Here is an 18,082-nt window from a genome sequence, read left to right on the forward strand (position 1 = left end):
ATGAACTATATACTTTTTGATGGTACTGTTCGCAATGCGCTGTTACCATTTACTTTTACGAAGCCTGTGGCTGATATTCGTATAGGAATTTTTACCATTAGAGAAAAATGGGAAAATTATTTACGAACAACCACTACTACCATTACTGAAGATTATTTATCTGATAAGTATCCGATGGTTGAAATGGAAGAAAATATTTTAATTAATGCTTCTTTTTTGCCAAACGAAGTTTTAGTTGAAATGATTGGTGATTTAAAAGAGAATCAAGCAATTTTTTTTGGTGATGATGTAATCGCTTTTTTTACAAAAGAAAATCAAGAAGAGGTAGATTTAAGTGCTTATGAAGCTATTGAATATACCGATACTGTACTTAGAATAGAAAATACGTGGGATATTTTCTCTAAAAATGCAGAAGCATTACAAGAAGACTTTAATTTTATTACAGAAGATAGAGTAAGCGAGCCTATTTCAAAAACAAACCAGGTTATCAACCCAAGTAATATTTTTATTGAAGAAGGTGCCAAGGTTGAGTTTTGTATGTTAAATGCTACAAAAGGGCCTATTTATATTGGTGCAGATTCTGAAATTATGGAAGGTGCTATGATTAGAGGTGGTTTTGCGCTTTGTAATAATTCTGTTGTAAAAATGGGAGCAAAAATATACGGTGCAACTACTGTGGGCCCGTATAGTAAAATCGGAGGTGAAGTGAATAATTCGGTTTTATTTGGATATTCAAATAAAGGTCATGAGGGTTATTTAGGTAATGCAGTGCTAGGTGAGTGGTGTAATATAGGAGCAGATACTAACAATTCAAACCTCAAAAATAATTATGATGCTGTTCGTTTGTGGAGTTACGAAACGGAAGGTTTTGCAAAAACAGGCTTGCAGTTTTGTGGTTTAATGATGGGTGATCATAGTAAATGTGGAATTAATACCATGTTTAATACAGGTACGGTTATAGGGGTGAGTGCTAATATTTTTGGTAGCGGTTTGCCTCGTAATTTTGTGCCAAGTTATAGTTGGGGTGGTGCATCTGGTTTTAAAAGCTACTTGCCAAATAAGGCGTTTGAAACAATGCGAATTGTAATGTCTCGTAGGGACATTGAATTTGATGAGGTGGAAGAAGCAATTATGACTCATGTATTTGAGGAAACAAAAAAATGGAGGAATTACTAAAATGAAGAAGAGAGTCGCATTTTATACGTTAGGTTGTAAGCTTAATTTTTCAGAAACTTCTACTATAGCAAGAAGTTTTCAAGAAGAAGGTTTTGATCGTGTAGATTTTACGGAACAAGCAGATATGTATGTAATAAATACCTGTTCAGTAACTGAAAATGCAGATAAGAGATTTAAAAATATTGTAAAACAAGCGCAAAAAGTTAACCCGGATGCCTTTGTTGCGGCAATAGGTTGTTATGCGCAATTAAAGCCAGAAGAATTAGCATCTGTACATGGGGTTGATTTGGTTTTAGGGGCAACAGAGAAATTTAAGATTACAGATTATATAAACGATTTATCTAAGAATGATTTCGGTGAAGTACATTCTTGTGAAATTGTTGATGCTGATTTTTATGTGGGTAGTTATGCTATTGGTGATAGAACTCGTGCTTTTTTAAAAGTACAAGATGGTTGTGATTACAAGTGCACATACTGTACAATTCCCTTAGCACGAGGTATTTCTCGTAGTGATACGTTGCAAAATGTATTAAAAAATGCAGCTGAAATTGCGTCTCAAGATATTAAAGAGATTGTACTTACGGGTGTAAATATTGGTGATTACGGTAAAGGTGAGTTTGGGAATAAAAAACACGAACATACTTTTTTTGATTTGGTAGAAGCACTAGATACTATTGAGGGTATTCACAGACTTCGTATTTCATCTATAGAGCCAAATTTACTAAAGAATAAGACTATTGATTTTGTGGCAAATAGCAATTCATTTGTGCCTCATTTTCATATTCCATTACAGAGTGGGAGTGATGAGATTTTAAAACTAATGCGACGTCGCTATTTAAGCGGTTTGTATGTAGATAGGGTGGCTAAAATAAAGCAAGTAATGCCTCATGCTTGTATTGGTGTTGATGTAATTGTTGGTTTTCCTGGTGAGACAGATGAGCTATTTTTAAAAACATATCATTTTTTAAATGAATTAGATATATCTTATTTGCATGTATTTACATATTCTGAACGTGATAATACTGTTGCGGCAAGTATGAAAAATGCGGTACCTCAAAATGTGCGTAGTAAGCGTAGTAAAATGCTAAGAGGCTTATCAGTTAAAAAGCGAAGAGCTTTCTATGAAAGTCAACTAGGAAGTAAAAGAACCGTACTTTTTGAAAGTGAAAATAAAGAAGGATATATTCAAGGATTTACAGAGAATTATGTAAAAGTAAAAGCGCCATGGAATCCGGAACTAGTAAATCAATTAAAAAAGGTAGAACTTACTGAAATTGATGAAGATGGTTTGGTTCGTTTAAATTTTATCTCAGAAAAAATAGAAGCATAAAAAAACCTCTCAATTGAGAGGTTTTTAATTTTGTTAGATGCGAATTCCTACAGGAAGCATTTCTTTATACTTTCTGCTGTTTTTTCGTAAAAACCCTGCTACTTGAGGACTTGTAGGTACTACTCTAAGATTTCTTTCTTGAATAATTGAGAGTGTAGCTTCAATAAATTCTTCTTTAAAGCCTTCTCTTGTAATTGTTTCAGGAATGATTAATTTAGTTAAGAAAATTTTTCTTTCTTGTAAGGAATACTCCATTTTAGCTAAATTGCCATCGACAGTAGTTTCAAATTGACGCTGAAAAGCATTGTCCTTAATTTCTACTTCATTCATATTTGTTGTGATTTTATTTTCAATAGTGTGTGCAACCAATCTATAATGTTCTCAAGATTATAGTGGTTTTTTAAGTAATCATTTTAATGTGATTGTATTATAAAGTAAATTTGAAAGATTATAAAATTAGTCAATTTATGGCTAATAACCTAAAAATCTGATAGTTTGATTGTTTATGGAGCATTCTAAAATCCCTGTTTATTTAATGCCGGGTATGGCAACATCATCAAATATATTTGATAACCTTGTTTTGTTACCTGAAATTTTTGATGTCAATTTTCTGGAATGGTCAATTCCTGAAAAAAATATTAGTTTAGAAGAGTATGCTAAGTTAATGTGTAAGCATATTAGGCATGAAAATCCAGTTCTTATTGGTGTTTCCCTTGGTGGTTTGTTAGTTCAAGAAATGTCTCGAATTATAAAAACCAGAAAAGTAATTATAATTTCAAGTGTCAAATCAGAAAAAGAATTACCAGCAAAAATGCATTTTGCAAGGGTTACTAAGGTGCATAAATTGTTGCCTACAGGAATGGTTAATAATATTGAATTACTTGCTAAATATGCTTTTGGAGAAGCAGTCACAAAACGGTTAGATTTATATGAAAAATACTTATCAGTAAGAGATAAAGGTTATATAGATTGGTCTGTAGATAGGGTTGTAAATTGGAAGCAACGCGGAACAATTTCTAATTTGGTACATATTCATGGCGATAAAGACCCAGTTTTTCCTATTCGTAATATAAGTAATTGTATTACGGTAAAAAACGGAACTCATACAATGATTATACATAGATTCCGTTGGTTTAATGAACATCTTCCTAAAATTATTTTAGAAAACGATAGTTCTATTTAATACCTTTGAGTATAAATGAAAAAATAAAAATCTATGAAGTTTATAAAGAATGTTTTAATGTTTTTAGGGGTGCTTTTTGTAATGAGTACACTAATTTTTGCTGTGCAAAGTTCAAATGCTGTTCCTGCTGATGTAGCAAAGGAAGTGGCTAAAGCAAAAGAAGCTTCTGGATATAAGATATCGTCAGTTGAAATTCCTGATGATTTAAACTTTGCAGGTGAAAAAGTTCCATTTGAAGATCCTGAGGTGATGGAGCGTGTGGATCGTGAATTTTTAGTAAATACCTACTGGCAATCTAATGCATTGCTTTTAATGAAAAGAGCCAATAAATATTTTCCAATCATAGAACCTATTTTAGCTAAAAACGGAATTCCTGATGATTTTAAATATTTAGCTGTTGCAGAGAGTGGTTTGCAGAATTTAGTTTCGCCAGCAGGTGCAACTGGCTTTTGGCAAATTATGAAAACTACAGGTAGAGAATATGGTCTTGAAGTAAATAGTAATGTTGACGAGCGTTACCATGTTGAAAAATCTACAGAGGTTGCTTGTAAGTATTTATTGAGTTCAAAAGAAAGATTTGGTTCTTGGACACTTGCAGCTGCTTCATACAATGCAGGACCTTACGGAATTCAGAAGTATTTAAAAGCGCAAGATGTAAATGAATATTATGATTTGCTTTTAGGGCAAGAAACTGGTCGTTATGTATTCAGAATTTTGGCTATCAAAGAGATTTTATCGCACCCAGAGAAATATGGTTTTGAAATTTCTAAAGAAAATTTATATAAACAAGTACCAACATTTAATGTAGAGGTTGATGTTCCTGTTACTGATTTCGCTGTTTTTGCAAAAGAATATGAAATTAATTACAAGATATTAAAACGTCATAATCCATGGTTAAGAGAGCCGCATTTAAATAATAATTCTCGTAAAAAGTATATTATTGAAATTCCGAATAAAGGATATTATATGGCTTCTAAATAAAGAAGTTAATTTGTATAAAAAAAGCTTTAGCAATTGCTAAAGCTTTTTTTATGTTTGAATACTTGTGAACTTATATTTTTTTCAATTGTTGTTTCATCATTTTAATCTGATCAGCAAGCATGTTTTGCTTATCTAATTTTTTAGCTTCGTTAAGCAACATCGTAGCTTCTCTTTTTCTTCGCTTTTGCATAGATATTCCAGCTAAACTAAGCTTTGCCATAGCAATATCATAATCCATTGTTAAACCTAGTTTTAATGCCTTTTTAAAGTATTTTTCGGCAGTAGTAAGGTTTGTTTGAGAAAAAATAATTCCGTGTAAATAATTATAATACCCTTGTTGCTTTACCGTTAATGCTGCTTCAGGGTTTTTAATTTTAGTTAACCATTTTTCTGTTCCAGCTAAATCTTGCTTACGCATTCTTAAAAATGCTAATAAAATAATTTCGTTTCTAAAGTATAAGAAGATGAATATTGATGAAAATAGTATTAAAAATATACCATTTCCAATGTTTCCTTCAATAAATTGGTAAATAGCATAAGCAATAATTAATCCTGCAATGATTAATTTAAAAATTTTATTAAACATGTTTTTTGTTAATTTGTATAAGGTTATTATAACTAAAATTAGTTGTTCGTAATTTTGATTTCGCAAAAGTAATAAAAACAAACTAAAATATTTTTTAAATTAGATTTGTCATTGCAAAAACTCTTTGTATATTTGCGCCCAGTTTTGCCTGAGCTATGGGCAAAAAAAAGTTAGAACAGGTTTAAAGCATATTAAAGATATTATAAGATGAGCAAAAGAACATTTCAACCATCAAAAAGAAAGAGAAAGAACAAACATGGTTTTAGAGAACGCATGGCGTCTGTAAATGGAAGGAAAGTTCTTGCTCGTAGAAGAGCTAAAGGCAGAAAAAAGTTAACTGTATCTTCTGAAACAAGACATAAGAAATAATGATTGAAGTTATTTTCAATAGATTAGGTGTTACTTTTTTTTAAGTAACACCTTTTTTTTTGTCATTTTTTAAAATAAACAATAATTTCCCACTATATATAATACGATTACAATGCCAAAGAATGAAAATTTAAAATGTGTTTTATTAATAGGTTCAGGACCTATAGTTATTGGTCAAGCTTGTGAATTTGATTATGCAGGTTCACAATCATTACGTTCTTTACGTGAAGATGGAATAGAAACTATTTTAATTAATAGTAACCCTGCAACCATTATGACGGATCCTAGCATGGCCGATCATGTTTATTTAAAACCATTAACAACAAAATCGATAATAGAGATATTAAAAAAACATCCAAATATTGATGCTGTTTTACCAACGATGGGTGGGCAAACTGCATTAAACCTTTGTATTGAAGCTGACGAAAAAGGTATTTGGAAAGATTTTAATGTTGAGCTTATAGGTGTTGATATTGACGCTATTAATATAACGGAAGATCGTGAGCAGTTTCGTGAGTTAATGCTAAAAATTGGAGTTGGCATGGCTCCACAAGCAACAGCTACATCTTTCTTAAAAGGAAAAGAAATAGCACAAGAATTTGGTTTTCCGTTAGTAATCAGAGCCTCTTATACTTTAGGAGGAGCAGGAGCTTCAATTGTATACAAACCAGAAGATTTTGACGAATTATTAAGTCGAGGATTAGAGATTTCTCCTATTCATGAGGTGATGATTGATAAGGCTCTAATGGGTTGGAAAGAATACGAATTAGAGTTATTGCGTGATAAAAATGACAATGTTGTTATTATTTGTGCGATAGAAAATATGGATCCAATGGGTATTCATACTGGAGACTCTATTACTGTTGCACCAGCTATGACATTGTCTGATAGAACTTATCAGAAAATGCGTGACATGGCAATTCACATGATGCGTAGTATTGGTGATTTCGCAGGCGGATGTAATGTTCAGTTTGCTGTTAGTCCTGATGAAAACGAAGAGATTATTGCTATTGAAATTAACCCAAGAGTATCTCGTTCTTCTGCATTAGCCTCAAAAGCAACAGGTTACCCTATTGCAAAAATAGCCACAAAATTAGCAATAGGTTATAATTTAGATGAACTTGATAATCAAATTACAAAATCTACATCGGCTTTATTTGAGCCAACATTAGATTATGTAATTGTAAAAATACCACGTTGGAATTTTGATAAGTTTGAAGGGTCAGACCGCACATTAGGGTTACAAATGAAATCTGTTGGAGAGGTAATGGGTATTGGCCGTTCTTTTCAAGAAGCATTGCACAAAGCAACACAATCATTAGAAATTAAAAGAAATGGTTTAGGTGCTGATGGTAAAGGTTTAAAAGATTATGATAAAATTATTAGTAAGCTGACTATTCCAAGTTGGGATCGTGTGTTTGTTATTTATGATGCAATACAATTAGGTATTCCTTTAAGTACGATACATGAGATTACTAAAATTGACATGTGGTTCTTAAAACAATACGAAGAATTAAATAGACTAGAAAAAGAAATTGAAACATATACTATAGAATCTTTACCAAAAGATTTACTGTTAGAAGCGAAGCAAAAAGGATTTGCAGATCGTCAGATAGCACATATGTTAGATTGTTATGAGAGTGAAGTTCATAAAAAGAGAACGGCACTTAAAATTAATAGAGTATACAAGTTAGTTGATACTTGTGCTGCAGAATTTAAGGCGATGACACCTTACTACTATTCTACTTTTGAAGCAGAAATTGAAACAGCATCAGGAGAACGTTTTGTAGCAAATGATAGTATTGTTACTGATAAAAAGAAAATTGTTGTTTTAGGTTCAGGGCCTAACCGTATTGGTCAAGGCATTGAGTTTGATTACTGTTGTGTTCATGGTGTTTTAGCTGCGGCAGAATGTGGTTACGAAACTATCATGATTAACTGTAACCCTGAAACGGTTTCTACAGATTTTGATACTGCTGACAAATTGTATTTTGAACCAGTTTTCTGGGAACATATTTATGATATCATTCTTCATGAGAAACCAGAAGGTGTTATCGTTCAATTAGGAGGACAAACAGCACTGAAATTGGCTGAGAAATTAGAGAAAAACGGAATTAAAATTATCGGAACTAGCTTTGCTGCATTAGATTTAGCTGAGGATAGAGGTAACTTTTCTGAAATGTTAGAAAAGAATGATATTCCTTTCCCTAAGTTTGGTATTGCTGAAACAGCAGATGAAGCTTTAGCACTTTCTGATCAGTTAGATTTTCCATTATTAATTAGACCATCTTATGTATTAGGAGGTCAAGGAATGAAAATTGTAATTAATAAGCAAGAGTTAGAATCTCACGTTGTTGATCTTTTAAGACAAATACCAGGCAACAAATTACTTTTAGATCACTATTTAGATGGTGCGATAGAGGCGGAAGCTGATGCTATTTGTGATGGAGAAGATGTATACATTATAGGTATAATGGAGCATATAGAACCTTGTGGTATTCATTCAGGAGATTCAAATGCAACATTGCCACCTTTTAACTTAGGTGAATTTGTCTTACAACAAATAAAAGACCATACTAAAAAGATTGCTTTAGCTTTAAATACAGTTGGTTTAATAAATATTCAATTCGCTATTAAAGATGATATCGTTTATATTATTGAAGCAAACCCAAGAGCATCGCGTACAGTACCATTTATTGCTAAAGCATATAAAGAGCCATATGTAAATTATGCAACTAAAGTAATGTTAGGTGAGAAAAAAGTGAAAGATTTTAATTTTAACCCTCAATTAGAAGGTTTTGCAATAAAACAACCAGTATTCTCTTTTGAAAAGTTCCATAATGTAAATAAAAACTTAGGTCCTGAAATGAAGAGTACAGGAGAAAGTATTTTATTTATTGATAGCTTAAAAGATGATGATTTTTACAACTTATATGCACGTAGAAAAATGTATTTAAGCAAGTAAAATTTAATATGTAGAATTATTAAGCACCCATTTATTACGTATAAATGGGTGCTTTTTTTATAATAATTCTGAGTTTAGACTAATTGTATTATTTTTAAGAATTATAAATTTTAAAGAGAGATAAATGATGAGTGGAAAATGGATGAAAGGGATGTTTATAGCTGTTTTTTCAGTTTTAACTTGTTATGCGCAACAACAAGAAAATAAACCTAATATTCTTTTTGTTTCTGTTGATGATCTTCGTCCAACATTGGGAGTATATGGAGATGAAAATGCGGTAACACCGAATATTGATCAACTTGCTTCAGAAGGAACAACTTTTATGCAAACATATGCACAAGTAGCTGTTTGCGCACCTTCAAGAGCAAGTTTAATGACTGGTGTGAGACCAGATAGTACACGAGTTTGGCATTTAGGAGACAAGTTTAGAGAAATAAATCCAAATGTAGTAACCATGCCTCAGTATTTTTCAAAGCATGGCTATCATACAGTAAATCTTGGAAAAATGTTTCATAATTACATGCCAGATTCTATATCATGGGATGAACCAGATTTAAGACCTTCTCGTTATTTAAAAAAAGAATGGTTAGGTAGAGATGGAGAGACATTTTATATAAGTAAAGAGGTAAATAAATCACAAGCAATAAAAAGAGATTCATTATTAAAATTAAGACCCGTTAGGTATGCCGATGGTTGGAATACAGGTCCGGCTTGGGAAGCAGCAGATGTACATGATACTATGTATTATGATGGAGCACAAACTAAAATGGCAAAACAAGTACTTACAAGGCTTTCAAAAAGTAAAGAGCCATTTTTTATGGGTTTAGGGTATTTCAGGCCTCATTTACCATTTGCAGCACCTAAAAAATATTGGGATTTATACGATAGAGAGAAAATACCAGTAGCTGAAAACCCCAATATGCCAGAAGGAGCTCCTTTATATGCAATGAATTCTATGTATGAATTGAGGCATTATGATGGGTTTAGTCATATTAATCATCCTACGGCGCCTAATAAAATTAGTAAAGACACCATCAAAACTTTAAAACACGGGTATTATGCAAGTGTTAGTTATATTGATGCTTTATTAGGAGATTTAATTCAGCACATGAAAGATATTGGTATTTACGAAAATACAATCATTATAGTTTGGGGAGACCATGGCTGGAAATTAGGAGAACATAATAGTTGGGGCAAAATGACAAATTATAATATAGATTTAAAAGTACCTATGATTGTTCGTTACCCAAATCAAGAGAATAGAGGTGGTAAAACCTATGCTATTACAGAACTGGTTGATATGTTTCCTTCATTATGCGAAATAGCAGGAATTAAAGTGCCGGATTACATGCAAGGTACTAGTTTTGTTCCTTTAATTAAAAACCCAGATTTAAAATGGAAAAATGCAGCATTCAGCCAATTTCATAGAAGGCCAAAGGTTTCTGCAGATGGCAAACGTTATATGGGATACTCTATAAATACAGATGAATATCACTATATTGAATGGTATGGTTGGGATCCTAAAACAGGTACTAGAGGCGAGTTCAAATCTTCAGAACTGTACGACTCAGTTAATGATGAATATGAAACTATTAATCTTGCTACTAAAAAGAAATACAAAACCATTGTATATAAACTATCAAAAGAACTTTTAGCAGGTTGGAAAAAAGCACAACCAGAATTATCAAAATAAAGTTACCAATTTTCTAAAATTAAAAAAGTCTGTAGCAATAAAGTTACAGACTTTTTTTATAAAATTATTTGGAACATATTAAGCACCCCATTCTGTATGGAAAATACCATCCATATCAGTACGCTCATAAGTATGTGAACCAAAATGATCACGTTGCCCTTGTATTAAGTTTAACGGTAAATTACTTGATGTATACGCATCAAAATAAGTTAATGAGTTTGATAATCCTGGAACAGGAATACCGTTTTTAGCAGCATAAGTAACTAAATCTCTTGCAGCAGGTACAGCTTTTTGTACTTGTGGTACAAATGAAGGTGCTAATAATAAATTAGCTAAATCTTTATCAGCTACGTAAGCATTAGAAATATCTTCTAATAAACCGGCTCTAATAATACAACCAGCTCTCCATATTTTAGCAATAATCGACATATCTAAATCGTAGTTATACTCTTTAGATGCATCAGCCAATTGGCTTAAACCTTGTGCGTATGTGTTTATAAAAGCAAAATATAAAGCTTGTTCTGCCTTTTCAATTAATTCATCTTTATCAATTGCTTCAGGTGTTGGTCTGTCATACAATTTATCAGCAGCAACACGTTCATCTTTTAAAGCAGATATTTCACGCATGCTAACAGCAATATCAATTGAAGGTACAGGAATACCTAAATCCATCGCATTTTGTGAGGTCCATTTACCAGTTCCTTTTTGTTTAGCTTTATCTAATATTTTATCTACTAAAAAGCCATCACCTTTGTCATCTTTCTGAGCGAATATTTCAGCAGTAATTTCAACTAGAAAAGATTGTAATCTACCTTTGTTCCAAGTATCAAAAACAGTGTGTAACTCTTCATTAGTTAAGTTGCAAGATTTTCTTAATAGGTCATATATTTCAGAAGTTAACTGCATTAAACCATATTCTATACCATTATGAACCATTTTCACATAGTTTCCGGCAGATTTTGGTCCTAAGTGAGCAACACATGGTTCTCCATTAAATTTAGCAGAAACAGCTTCAAAAATAGGTTTTATATGGCTATAGGCTTCTTTATTTCCACCAGGCATAATACTTGGCCCTTTACGAGCACCTTTAGCACCACCAGAAACACCTGAGCCAAAGAAGTGAATTCCTTTTTCTTGTAAGTATGCTTCTCTACGGTCTGTATCAGTAAAAAATGAATTTCCACCATCAATAATAATATCATCCTTATCTAATAAAGGAAGTAAACTTTCTATAACAGCATCTACAATTTTACCAGCAGGTACTAAAAGCATTACTTTACGTGGTTTAGCTAAAGCTTCAACAAATGTTTTAATATCTGTAGATGCATCAACTTTATCTAAATCGCCACCTTCTTCTTTAAGAGCGTCAACTTGTTTTTGATCAAGATCGTAACCAAAGGCTTTAAAATTATTGTCTTTGACATTTAATATGAAATTGCGTCCCATAACGCCAAGTCCAACAAGTCCGAAATCGTAATTTTTATGCTTCATAGAATCTTTTTTATTTTACCTAACATTAGGTGTAAATATTGTGTTAACTGTACGCCTAAATGTAATATTGATTTATTTTAACCTTAATTTAGTCGTAGATAATCTCAAAATTAAATTATTTTATCGAATTTTGAAGGTATAAGGGGATAAACTAACCAATGTTTCACAAATAATTGGGAATACAACAAATTACTAAAAAGAAAGAGGCATTATGAATAAGACTTCGAACCAAATGATTGTAATCTTTGGAGCATCGGGAGATTTAACAGCAAGAAAATTAATACCTGCAATATATAATTTATATAAAGGGAAACACTTGCCTGAAAACTTTGTGGTTTTAGGAGCTAGTAGAAGTAACATTACTGACGGAGAGTTTAGGAAAAAAGTAGTACAAGAAAGTGCACACTTAAAAAGTGAATTAAAAGGGCAAGATGCTGATTTTATTAATTCATTTTCAGATAAACTTTTTTATGAAGATTTAGGTGATGATTACGATACTGATTATGATCGTTTAAGCAAAAGAATATCGGACTTAAATACTAAGTTTAGTACTGATAATAACTATATTTTTTACCTTTCTACACCACCTAGTTTGTATGAAGCCATAGCTAAAAACCTATCTGATCAAGGGTTAACGAATGAAGATGAGGGTTGGAAACGTATCGTTGTCGAAAAACCTTTTGGTTATAGTTTAGAAACTGCCAAAAACTTAAATACAGGTTTACAGAAATACTTTAAAGAAACACAGATATATCGAATAGATCATTACTTAGGAAAAGAAACCGTACAAAACTTATTAGTAACTCGTTTTGCTAATTCTATTTTTGAACCACTATGGAATCGTAATTACATTCATCATATTGAAATTACTAACGCAGAAACTGTAGGCGTTGAAAAACGTGGTGGCTATTATGATAAATCTGGTGCGTTGCGTGATATGTTTCAGAGTCATTTATTGCAAATTGTCTCATTAATTGTAATGGAGCCACCAATAAATTCAAATGCCGAAGAGATTAGAAACGAAAAAGTGAAAGCTTTAAAATCTCTTAGAATAATGACCGATGATGAAACTCTTTTTAATAATACCATTAAAGGGCAATATGTTTCCTCTAAAATTGACGGTAAAGCTGTTAAAGGGTATAGAGAAGAAGAAGGTGTTGATCCAGAATCTAAAACTGAAACTTACGCTGCGGTTAAGTTTTTTGTTGATAACTGGCGTTGGAAAGACATCCCTTTCTATGTACGTACCGCTAAGCGTATGCCAACAAAAGTGACTGAGGTGGTAATACATTTCAAAACCCCACATCACCAGGTATTTAAAGAGCAAGATATTAATAATAAAGACAATAAGTTAATCATCCGTATTCAGCCAGATGAAGGTGTGTTAATCAAATTCGGAGTAAAAGTTCCGGGGCAAGGTTTTCAAGTAGAACGTGCCAATTTAGATTTTTACTACTCTAGTTTGCCTAACGCCAATATAATGGAAGCTTACGAGCGTTTATTGTTAGATGCTATGCAAGGCGATGCTACACTTTATGCAAGAGCCGATGAGGTTGAAGCAGCTTGGTCATTTGTTGATCCTATTTTAAATTATTGGGAACGGGATGAGAATGTAAATACCTATGGTTACCCTGCTGGTACTTGGGGACCAAGAAATTCTGATGATTTAATTGATGATGAATACACATGGCGTAATCCAGGTGAGAATTTGGTTGATGATTCTGGATACTGTGTAATTAACTAAAACAAAACAATGCAAGTAAGAATATATAATACAAAGCAAATAGTAGCTGAAAAATTTTCAGAATTTTTTAAAGATATCGCTAAAGGTGATGCTGTTTTTAATGTAGCACTTTCGGGCGGAAGTACTCCAAAAATCGTTTTTGATTACTTAGCTTCAAATTTTGCTAAAGATATTGACTGGTCTAATATTCATTTTTATTGGGGAGATGAACGTTGTGTTGCTCCAACTGATGACGATAGTAATTATAAAATGACAGTTGAACATTTGCTTTCTAAGATTGAAATTCCTGAAGCGAATATTCATAGAATTTTAGGAGAAAATGATCCTAAAGAAGAAGCAGTGCGTTATCGAGCTTTATTAGATAAAAATTTAGCGAAAGCACACGATATTCCACAATTTGATTTGGTGATCTTAGGAATGGGTGATGACGGGCATACGGCATCTGTTTTTCCACATGAAATTGAATTATGGGATTCTTCCGAAAATTGTGAGGTGGCAATACATCCTGATTCTGGACAAAAAAGAGTGTCTTTAACAGGTAAAATAATTAATAATGCAGTTACCGTAGCATTTTTAGTGACAGGAGCAGGAAAAGCACCTAAAGTAAAAGAGATTATTAAAGAAGTTGATAATTATAAAGATTACCCAGCAACTTTAGTGAAACCGACAACAAATAATTTAATTTGGTTTTTAGATGTTGATGCGGCAAAATTGATTAGCTAATCAAAAACACTAAGTATAAAAAAAATCCCTTTATTTAAAGGGGTTTTTTAGTTTTATAATCTATTTCAAACAATTAAATTGAGCTCAAGTTTCATCATAAAATCTGTTTGAACTTCGTCACCTAATTTAAAATTATGAGTATCAAAAACAATAAAATCATTTTTTTGATAAAAACGTATAGCTCTTTGGTTTTCTTCCCACACTCCAAGCCAAATATAAGAGGCCATTTTATGTTTCGCAATTGCTAATGCTTTATTATATAATAATTGACCGACTTTTTTTCCATGAAATTTACTTAAAACGTAAATTCTTTCTATTTCTACGCTATTCTTATCTTTTATTTCAGTCTGAGCCTCTTCAAAATTCAATTTTAAATATCCGATAATCTCTTCTTTGTATTTAGCTAAATAAAACTCAGATTTTGGGTTGGATAATTCTTTTTTAATTTTTTTAGTAGAAAAGCTATATTCTATATAGTCTTTCATATTTTTCTCACTGTTCATACTAGAGAATGTTTCTTTAAAACATTTTCTTGCAATATCTTGAACTTTTAATAAATCACTTTTTGTAGCTTTTGATAAAATAACTTCATTCATCTCTTATTATGTAGCTAGTTTTAAAGCTTATGTTTAAATTATTTTAAATTTAATTTTACATTTTCATTTTCTAAATGTGCAATGTATTCTTCAACTTTAAAATTTGAAGAATCAAAACGGCTTGTTCTTGAAGAAGCTTCAGACTTACGCTGAATACTTCTTGAAAATCTTCGTACATCTTCTATAGAATCTACTATTAAACCTGGCACAGGAATACTTTTGCCTTCTAAATCCTTTGCAACCATTGTAAAGTAAGAAGAGTTACAATGCTTTTTCTTACCTGTAGTAATATTTTCAGACTCTACACGTACACCCACAACCATTGATGTTCTGCCCGTATAGTTAATTGAAGCTTTTAGTGTAACTAATTCACCAACTTCAATAGGGTTTAAAAAATCTACTTTATTTACAGATGCTGTTACACAGTAGCTTCTAGAATGTTTTGAAGAACAAGCAAATGCGATTTGATCCATTAAATTTAAAATGTAGCCACCGTGAACTTTACCACCAAAATTAGAATGGGCAGGTAGCATTAGTTCTGTAATAGATACTTTAGATTCTTTTGAACTTTTATATTTTTCCATAATTAATTTCTTAAATGTGGTGATTTTTCTTTTTTAACTTCAGTAACAAAGTATTTGGAGTCTCCTAGCCAAAAGAATGTAGAGTAACGTTCTATGTAATGTAATTTTACATATTGACCTTGGTATTCTTGTAGTTTTTCAATTACTTCTTTGTCTTTATCTAAAACAGAGAATGAAAATATTTGAGCTCCTGAAATTCCTTGGCTAATTTCACCTTCCCAGGTTTTGGCAATATAACCTTTACTGCTAAATTTGATTAGTTCTCCAGAACGTACACCTTCACTATAAGTAGCAAAGTATACAAATGCGTAGTAGATGCCGAGAATAGCAAAAATGGCTACAATTATTAACCCGATAATTTTTTTCATTTAAGTATTGTTGTTTGGTTAGTCCTATTATTTGGGTAAATATACTATTTTTATATGCTTAATTTTGGTTCTTCAAAATCTTCATCATCCGTATTTGCGCGTTTTAATAACTGATCAGGAATTGCTTTTTTTGCTTTTGCGCCCATTTTTTTTAGTTTTTCAATACTGGTTATTATATTACCACGACCATCAACTAGTTTATTCATAGCGCCACGGTATTCATTTTTGGCTTCGTCCATTTTTTTGCCCACTTTGGTAAGATCACTAACAAAACCTTCAAATTTATCATATAAAGCACCTGCTTGTCGGGCAATTTCAATGGCATTGCGTTGTTGTTTTTCATTAGTCCACATACTATCAATAGTACGTAATGTGGCTAATAGAGTAGAGGGTGTTACAATAATAATATTCTGTTCAAAGGCTTTGTTGTATAATGTACTATCATTATTTATAGCAACAGCAAAGGCAGGTTCTATAGGTACAAAAAGCAAAACAAAATCAGGACTTTCCATAGTGTACAAGTCTTCATACTTTTTTGCAGAAAGTTGATCAACATGCCTACGTAGTGAATTGATGTGATCTTTTAAAAATTTCTCTTTTAAAACGCTATCTTCAGCATTCACATAGCGTTCATAATCTGTTAATGATACTTTTGAGTCAACAATCATTTTTTTACCATCAGGTAAATTTATAATTACATCGGGTAATACTCTTGAGCCATCTTCTCTAGTAAAACTTTGTTGTACACTATATTCACGGTCTTTTTCAAGTCCTGATTTTTCAAGCACACGTTCTAAAACTAATTCTCCCCAATTACCTTGCATTTTACTATCTCCTTTTAAGGCTTTAGTTAAATTTTCAGCTTCTTGCGTAATTTTTAAATTTTGTAATTGTAAGTTAGCTAATTGCTCCTTTAAAGCGGCATGCATACCTACACTTTCTTTTTGACTATCGTCTACTTTTTTCTCAAAAAGCAGAATTTTTTCTTGCAATGGAGAAAGTATATTTTTTATGTTTTCTTTGTTTTGTTCTGTAAATTTAGTGCTCTTTTCATCAAGAATTTTATTTGCTAAATTTTCAAATTCTTTAGTAAATTTTTCTTGAAGTTTTTCAACTTCTTCTTTTTGTTCTTTGTTTTTAAGTTGTAGGTTTTCTAAATCTGCTTGGTAGCGTATTATTTGGTTGCTAAGTTGTTCTTTTTCACTTCTAAGTTCACTTTTATCTAATTCAGCCAGAGTTCTAATTTCAGCAGTAGTTTCTTCTGATTTTAAAAGTTTCTCTTCTAAAAAATTAATATTTTTCTGTAATTGCTCTTCACGCTCTAATAAAGCGCTTTGTGATGAGGTGGTTTTTAATTTTTGAATGTAATTGCCTAAAAAACAACCTATGGCAATACAAATAATTCCAATAAGTAAATAGAAGCTATATTCGTTCATTTTAAAATTTAAATCTTATAAAGTAAAGATACTAGATTGTGAAAAATAGAACTAGAATAGCTAGTAGATTGTATCAACATTTTATGCAATTTTAAAGCTTCCAGTACCAGAATCAAATTTAATTGTATCCGTAGGAAAAAGTTTTTCAAAATGATTTTGTTTGATGAGATTACAAGGTGTGTCAAAAAAACTTTCTTCTGTATTTAAAATACATATTTTGTCGCATAACTGAATAGCAATTGCTATTTCGTGTGTTGTGTATAAGATAGTTTTATTGGTCTTGTGAGCAATATTTTTTAGTAACTTAAGTATTTGTACTTTGTGGTATAGATCTAAATGCGAAGTTGGTTCATCTAAAAGAATGATTGGTGTATCTTGTGCTAAAGCTCTAGCAATCATTACACGTTGTAGTTGACCGTCACTTAATTCAAAACAACGTTTGTGTTGTAAATCGGATATTTCGACAAGTTCAATAGCTTCTTTAATTTTTTTCTTGTCAATATTAGTTAAAGTACCCAGCCAATTTGTGTATGGTTGCCTACCCAGAGCAATAAGTTCAATAACAGTTAGGTTTTTACTAGCTATGCTTTCAGTTAATACTAAACTAATTTTTGATGCTAAGTCTAGCGCACTGTATTTTGTAATTTGATTATCATCAATTGTGATACTACCTTTCAATGGAGGTTGAACATTAGCAATTGTTCGTAATAAAGTAGACTTACCAATACCATTTATACCAACAATAGCAGTGATTTCACCTTTTTTTAAAGAAAAAGAGATGTTTTTAGCAATAACAGTATCTTGTTTTTTGCTTTTATATCCAATATTTATGTTTTCTACCTTAATAGACATGTATC

At 31.6% G+C, this 18,082-nt stretch carries 17 protein-coding genes; 9 read left to right on the forward strand and 8 right to left on the reverse strand.

Going from position 1 to position 18,082, the window contains the following annotated elements; genetic code table 11:
- Positions 1–1,176, forward strand: coding sequence for a GlmU family protein (locus KO500_RS13180; RefSeq protein ID WP_215957021.1), 1,176 nt, complete (start codon positions 1–3; stop codon positions 1,174–1,176).
- A 1-nt stretch (position 1,177) separates the two neighbouring features.
- Positions 1,178–2,506 (forward strand): tRNA (N(6)-L-threonylcarbamoyladenosine(37)-C(2))-methylthiotransferase MtaB, encoded by a 1,329-nt coding sequence (gene mtaB, locus KO500_RS13185; RefSeq protein WP_215957022.1) that lies wholly within the window; start codon positions 1,178–1,180, stop codon positions 2,504–2,506.
- Positions 2,507–2,539: 33 nt separating this feature from the next.
- Here mtaB and KO500_RS13190 read toward each other — a convergent pair whose 3' ends face one another.
- Positions 2,540–2,836, reverse strand: a complete 297-nt coding sequence (locus KO500_RS13190) for a GNAT family N-acetyltransferase (protein WP_215957078.1) — start codon at positions 2,834–2,836, stop codon at positions 2,540–2,542.
- Between the two features lie 175 nt (positions 2,837–3,011).
- Between KO500_RS13190 and KO500_RS13195 the strand changes: the two genes are divergently transcribed.
- Positions 3,012–3,689, forward strand: coding sequence for an alpha/beta fold hydrolase (locus KO500_RS13195; RefSeq protein WP_215957023.1), 678 nt, complete (start codon positions 3,012–3,014; stop codon positions 3,687–3,689).
- A gap of 33 nt (positions 3,690–3,722) precedes the next feature.
- Complete coding sequence (locus tag KO500_RS13200) at positions 3,723–4,670, forward strand: lytic transglycosylase domain-containing protein (protein WP_215957024.1); 948 nt, start codon at positions 3,723–3,725, stop codon at positions 4,668–4,670.
- A gap of 70 nt (positions 4,671–4,740) precedes the next feature.
- On the opposite strand, the gene KO500_RS13205 is transcribed toward KO500_RS13200, so the two are convergent.
- On the reverse strand, positions 4,741–5,256 hold the full coding sequence (locus KO500_RS13205) for a DUF2892 domain-containing protein (protein ID WP_215957025.1): 516 nt from the start codon (positions 5,254–5,256) through the stop codon (positions 4,741–4,743).
- 207 nt (positions 5,257–5,463) lie between these two features.
- Here KO500_RS13205 and rpmH point away from each other — a divergent pair, with 207 nt between their 5' ends.
- From rpmH to KO500_RS13220, 3 genes are all read left to right on the forward strand, one after another.
- On the forward strand, positions 5,464–5,625 hold the full coding sequence (gene rpmH, locus KO500_RS13210; RefSeq protein ID WP_215957026.1) for a 50S ribosomal protein L34: 162 nt from the start codon (positions 5,464–5,466) through the stop codon (positions 5,623–5,625).
- A gap of 112 nt (positions 5,626–5,737) precedes the next feature.
- The gene (carB, locus tag KO500_RS13215; protein WP_215957027.1) at positions 5,738–8,590 is read left to right on the forward strand and encodes a carbamoyl-phosphate synthase large subunit; all 2,853 of its coding nucleotides are present in this window, start codon (positions 5,738–5,740) and stop codon (positions 8,588–8,590) included.
- Positions 8,591–8,714: 124 nt separating this feature from the next.
- Positions 8,715–10,283, forward strand: a complete 1,569-nt coding sequence (locus KO500_RS13220) for a sulfatase (protein WP_215957028.1) — start codon at positions 8,715–8,717, stop codon at positions 10,281–10,283.
- A 78-nt stretch (positions 10,284–10,361) separates the two neighbouring features.
- Here KO500_RS13220 and gndA read toward each other — a convergent pair whose 3' ends face one another.
- Positions 10,362–11,774, reverse strand: coding sequence for an NADP-dependent phosphogluconate dehydrogenase (gndA, locus tag KO500_RS13225; protein WP_215957029.1), 1,413 nt, complete (start codon positions 11,772–11,774; stop codon positions 10,362–10,364).
- 211 nt (positions 11,775–11,985) lie between these two features.
- On the opposite strand from gndA, the gene zwf reads away from it, so the two are divergent.
- Positions 11,986–13,518 carry a glucose-6-phosphate dehydrogenase gene (gene zwf / locus KO500_RS13230; protein WP_215957030.1) on the forward strand — a complete coding sequence of 511 codons (1,533 nt, stop codon included), beginning with the start codon at positions 11,986–11,988 and terminating at the stop codon, positions 13,516–13,518.
- Between the two features lie 9 nt (positions 13,519–13,527).
- The gene (pgl, locus tag KO500_RS13235) at positions 13,528–14,241 is read left to right on the forward strand and encodes a 6-phosphogluconolactonase (protein WP_215957031.1); all 714 of its coding nucleotides are present in this window, start codon (positions 13,528–13,530) and stop codon (positions 14,239–14,241) included.
- Between the two features lie 65 nt (positions 14,242–14,306).
- On the opposite strand, the gene KO500_RS13240 is transcribed toward pgl, so the two are convergent.
- From KO500_RS13240 to KO500_RS13260, 5 genes are all read right to left on the reverse strand, one after another.
- Complete coding sequence (locus KO500_RS13240; RefSeq protein WP_215957032.1) at positions 14,307–14,837, reverse strand: GNAT family N-acetyltransferase; 531 nt, start codon at positions 14,835–14,837, stop codon at positions 14,307–14,309.
- 38 nt (positions 14,838–14,875) lie between these two features.
- Positions 14,876–15,421, reverse strand: coding sequence for an acyl-CoA thioesterase (locus KO500_RS13245; RefSeq protein WP_215957033.1), 546 nt, complete (start codon positions 15,419–15,421; stop codon positions 14,876–14,878).
- A 2-nt stretch (positions 15,422–15,423) separates the two neighbouring features.
- On the reverse strand, positions 15,424–15,789 hold the full coding sequence (locus tag KO500_RS13250) for a 6-phosphogluconate dehydrogenase (protein ID WP_215957034.1): 366 nt from the start codon (positions 15,787–15,789) through the stop codon (positions 15,424–15,426).
- A gap of 50 nt (positions 15,790–15,839) precedes the next feature.
- Entirely contained in the window at positions 15,840–17,225 is a 1,386-nt protein-coding gene (gene rmuC / locus KO500_RS13255; RefSeq protein WP_215957035.1) for a DNA recombination protein RmuC, read from the reverse strand.
- 81 nt (positions 17,226–17,306) lie between these two features.
- A complete protein-coding gene (locus tag KO500_RS13260) occupies positions 17,307–18,077 on the reverse strand; it encodes an ABC transporter ATP-binding protein (RefSeq protein ID WP_215957036.1) in 771 nt (256 codons plus the stop codon).
- Positions 18,078–18,082: the final 5 nt, after the last annotated feature.

The sequence above is a fragment of the Cellulophaga baltica genome, from assembly GCF_018861125.1.
GTDB lineage: Bacteria > Bacteroidota > Bacteroidia > Flavobacteriales > Flavobacteriaceae > Cellulophaga > Cellulophaga baltica_A.

Bases quoted from the DNA above. Each gene is read 5' to 3' on its own strand.
- KO500_RS13190 (WP_215957078.1), bottom strand. From the start codon at position 2,836: ATGAATGAAGTAGAAATTAAGGACAATGCTTTTCAGCGTCAATTTGAA.
- KO500_RS13245 (WP_215957033.1), bottom strand. From the start codon at position 15,421: ATGGAAAAATATAAAAGTTCAAAAGAATCTAAAGTATCTATTACAGAA.
- pgl (WP_215957031.1), top strand. From the start codon at position 13,528: ATGCAAGTAAGAATATATAATACAAAGCAAATAGTAGCTGAAAAATTT.
- mtaB (WP_215957022.1), top strand. From the start codon at position 1,178: ATGAAGAAGAGAGTCGCATTTTATACGTTAGGTTGTAAGCTTAATTTT.
- rpmH (WP_215957026.1), top strand. From the start codon at position 5,464: ATGAGCAAAAGAACATTTCAACCATCAAAAAGAAAGAGAAAGAACAAA.
- carB (WP_215957027.1), top strand. From the start codon at position 5,738: ATGCCAAAGAATGAAAATTTAAAATGTGTTTTATTAATAGGTTCAGGA.
- KO500_RS13260 (WP_215957036.1), bottom strand. From the start codon at position 18,077: ATGTCTATTAAGGTAGAAAACATAAATATTGGATATAAAAGCAAAAAA.
- gndA (WP_215957029.1), bottom strand. From the start codon at position 11,774: ATGAAGCATAAAAATTACGATTTCGGACTTGTTGGACTTGGCGTTATG.
- KO500_RS13180 (WP_215957021.1), top strand. From the start codon at position 1: ATGAACTATATACTTTTTGATGGTACTGTTCGCAATGCGCTGTTACCA.
- KO500_RS13240 (WP_215957032.1), bottom strand. From the start codon at position 14,837: ATGAATGAAGTTATTTTATCAAAAGCTACAAAAAGTGATTTATTAAAA.
- zwf (WP_215957030.1), top strand. From the start codon at position 11,986: ATGAATAAGACTTCGAACCAAATGATTGTAATCTTTGGAGCATCGGGA.
- KO500_RS13220 (WP_215957028.1), top strand. From the start codon at position 8,715: ATGATGAGTGGAAAATGGATGAAAGGGATGTTTATAGCTGTTTTTTCA.
- KO500_RS13250 (WP_215957034.1), bottom strand. From the start codon at position 15,789: ATGAAAAAAATTATCGGGTTAATAATTGTAGCCATTTTTGCTATTCTC.
- KO500_RS13195 (WP_215957023.1), top strand. From the start codon at position 3,012: ATGGAGCATTCTAAAATCCCTGTTTATTTAATGCCGGGTATGGCAACA.
- rmuC (WP_215957035.1), bottom strand. From the start codon at position 17,225: ATGAACGAATATAGCTTCTATTTACTTATTGGAATTATTTGTATTGCC.
- KO500_RS13205 (WP_215957025.1), bottom strand. From the start codon at position 5,256: ATGTTTAATAAAATTTTTAAATTAATCATTGCAGGATTAATTATTGCT.
- KO500_RS13200 (WP_215957024.1), top strand. From the start codon at position 3,723: ATGAAGTTTATAAAGAATGTTTTAATGTTTTTAGGGGTGCTTTTTGTA.